Source organism: Mesorhizobium sp. M2C.T.Ca.TU.002.02.1.1 (assembly GCF_003997225.1).
Window position 1 is genome coordinate 1 of sequence record NZ_RZTO01000823.1, and the last position, 2,664, is coordinate 2,664.

General features: G+C 64.3%; 1 protein-coding gene. It reads right to left on the reverse strand.

Features of this window, described 5'->3' with window-relative positions:
• Positions 1-140 precede the first annotated feature (140 nt).
• Positions 141-2,510, reverse strand: coding sequence for an aminomethyltransferase family protein (locus tag EOD07_RS29920; RefSeq protein WP_127237890.1), 2,370 nt, complete (start codon positions 2,508-2,510; stop codon positions 141-143).
• Positions 2,511-2,664 lie beyond the last annotated feature (154 nt).

A 2,664-nucleotide genomic window follows, 5' to 3' on the forward strand; every position in this document is an offset into this window, starting at 1 on the left:
GTCGTATTTTTTTCTTAAGAGTGAAGATTGATCCGACGCGCTTTCGCGTCAAGCGTTTTGTGGATGTCATGCACATCACGCTTGCGAAACATGCTCTCTTCCCCTTCTCCCACAAGGGGAGAAGGGAAGGGTTGCCGCTATCAGGAGCGCGGTTTTGTCTTCTGCGGATCGTAATGAGCGAAGGCCACGACGCGCGCGGGCAGCCGCTTGGCGTGGCCGTCGAGCTTGCCGATCTCGACCTCCGTGCCGATCTCGGCATGGGTGACGTCGAGCCTTGCCAGGGCGATGGTCTTGCCGAGCACCGGCGAGCGCATGCCGGAGGTGACGACGCCGATCTGGGCGCGGCCGACATGCACGCAGTCGCCATGGCCGACCGGGATGTTGGCGTCGATGTCGAGGCCGGCAAGCTTGTGCTGCGGATGCTCCTTGCGCCGGATCAGCGCGTCGCGGCCGATGAAGTCGTCGGCCTTGGTCTTGAGCGGCACGGTGAAGCCGATGCCGGCTTCGAACGGATCGGTCTGGTCGGAGAACTCGTAACCGGCGAAGATCAGCCCGGCCTCGATGCGCACCATGTCGAGCGCCTGCAGGCCCATCGGCTTCAGCCCATGCGGCTGGCCGGCTTCCCAGACGGCGTCGAACACTTTTTCGGCGTCGCGCGGGTGGCACCAGATCTCGTAGCCGAGCTCGCCCGTATAGCCGGTGCGCGAGACCACGACCGGGACGCCGTTGCCGCCGCCGATGCGCGCGACGGCGAAGCGGAACCATTCGAGCTCGCCGATCGAAGGCTGTGCCGGCGAGGTCCACACGACCTCCTTCAAGATGTCACGGCTCTTCGGCCCCTGCACGGCGATGTTGTGCATCTGGTCGGTGGAGGAGCGCACCAGCACGTTGAGACCGAGCTTCTTGGCCGTCTCGCGCAGCCATTCGCCGGAAAGATCGTCGCCGCCGACCCAGCGGAAATTGTCCTTGCCGAGCCTGAGCAGCGTGCCGTCGTCGATCATGCCGCCATGCTCGTAGCACATCGCCGTATAGACGACCTGGCCGACGCCAAGCTTCTTGACGTCGCGGGTCAGCGTGTATTGCAGCAGCGCTTCGGCATCCGGCCCGGTGACCTCGAACTTTCGCAGCGGCGACAGGTCCATGATCACCGCGTCCTGCCGGCAGGCCCAGTATTCGGCGATCGGCCCTTCCTTGGCGAAGGAATTGGCGAGCCAATAGCCCCTGTATTCGACGAAGTCGCGCGTGTGCTTGGCAAAGCTCGAATGAAAGGCTGTCTCGCGGGTCATCTTCGGTTCCGAGTCGGGCTTCATGCGTCTGGCGATCGCTCGCGAGAATTTGTGCTGGCCGGAATAGGTCCGCACGTGGATATCGGTGAGGTCCCAGCCATTGGCGGGCGTGGTGTCGTCCGGGCAGGCGGAGGACACGCAGACGATGTCGGTCAGCGCGCGCAGGAGCACATAGTCGCCCGGCCGCGACCAGGGCTCGTCCGATACCATCACGCCGTGCGCGTCGATCGCCGTGTTGAAGAAGAAGTTGATCGCCATCCAGCCGGCGCGGGACGTCACGCCCTTGTCGGAAAGCGCCTTGTTGAAATTCTCCGAGCAGTTGGTGTGACCGGGATAACCTATGTCGTCGTAATATTTGGCGGCGCAGGCGAGCGCGAAGGCGTCGTGCCGGCCGCACGTGTCCTGCACAACCTCGACCAGCGGCTCCATGTCCTGGTCGTAATATTTCGAATGCAGGCCGGGCATCGGATAGGCCGAGCCCATCAGCGTGCGGGTCGTCGTCACGTCGAGCGGCAGGTCGCGTCCCTTGTCCAGCTTGCGCGCCGAAAAGCACTGGAAGTCGGTGCATTGCCGGCCATCGACGTCGATGATCTGCAGATAGTCGCCGGCCTTGACGAAATAGGATTCGGCGGTCGCGGATTTCACCCGAAGATCGATCACCGGATCGGCGAGCGGATCGGCAAGCTGCCCTCTTGTCTTCAGCCGGATCATCGCTCGTCGCACGATCACGGTGAGCGGCGTCGCCGTGTTGTGACCGTCCACCAGCATCGGCCCGCCCGGCGCCGCGATCAGCAGCGCGCCGTCGCGCTGCACGGAAAAGCTCTGCTCGGTGCCGGCCGGCGTGGCGCCGCCGAACACGCGCACGGCCTTCGGCTGGTCGAGCTCTACCTTGCGGCGCTCGAGGCTGAGACGCAGCGCCGCGAGGCTGTCGTCGCCTTCGGCGAGCAGCGCCTTGATGCCGGCGGCATTGCTGTTCGACCGCTCACCGAAAATGCCGGGATCGGTCGCGCCTGATTTGTCCCAGGCCAGCAGCTCGCAAGGTTGCCCGCCCTCGACATTGGTGACGCTGACGCTATCGCCGGCCTCGACATCGATGAGCACCGCGCCATTGCCCTGCACGGTATAGCGTTCCACGCCCGGTGGCAGGCTGATCTCGCCGGGCCTCAGGATCAGGCTCGGACGCGGCGGCCCGGACAGGACGGCGGGGTAGGGCGACTGGCTCATCTCAAACCCTCCTCCGAGCGAGAAACAAGTTTGCCTAAGGGTAAAATTATTTTCGCTGAGAGAATAGCAGGGTGATGGCGTTTGGCAAGCACTGGCTCCTCCTTCTCCCCTTGCGGGAGAAGGTGTCGCCGAAGGCGACGGATGAGGGGTGCTC

Coding starts and splice junctions, on each gene's coding strand:
- EOD07_RS29920 (WP_127237890.1), bottom strand. CDS start 2,510: ATGAGCCAGTCGCCCTACCCCGCCGTCCTGTCCGGGCCGCCGCGTCCG.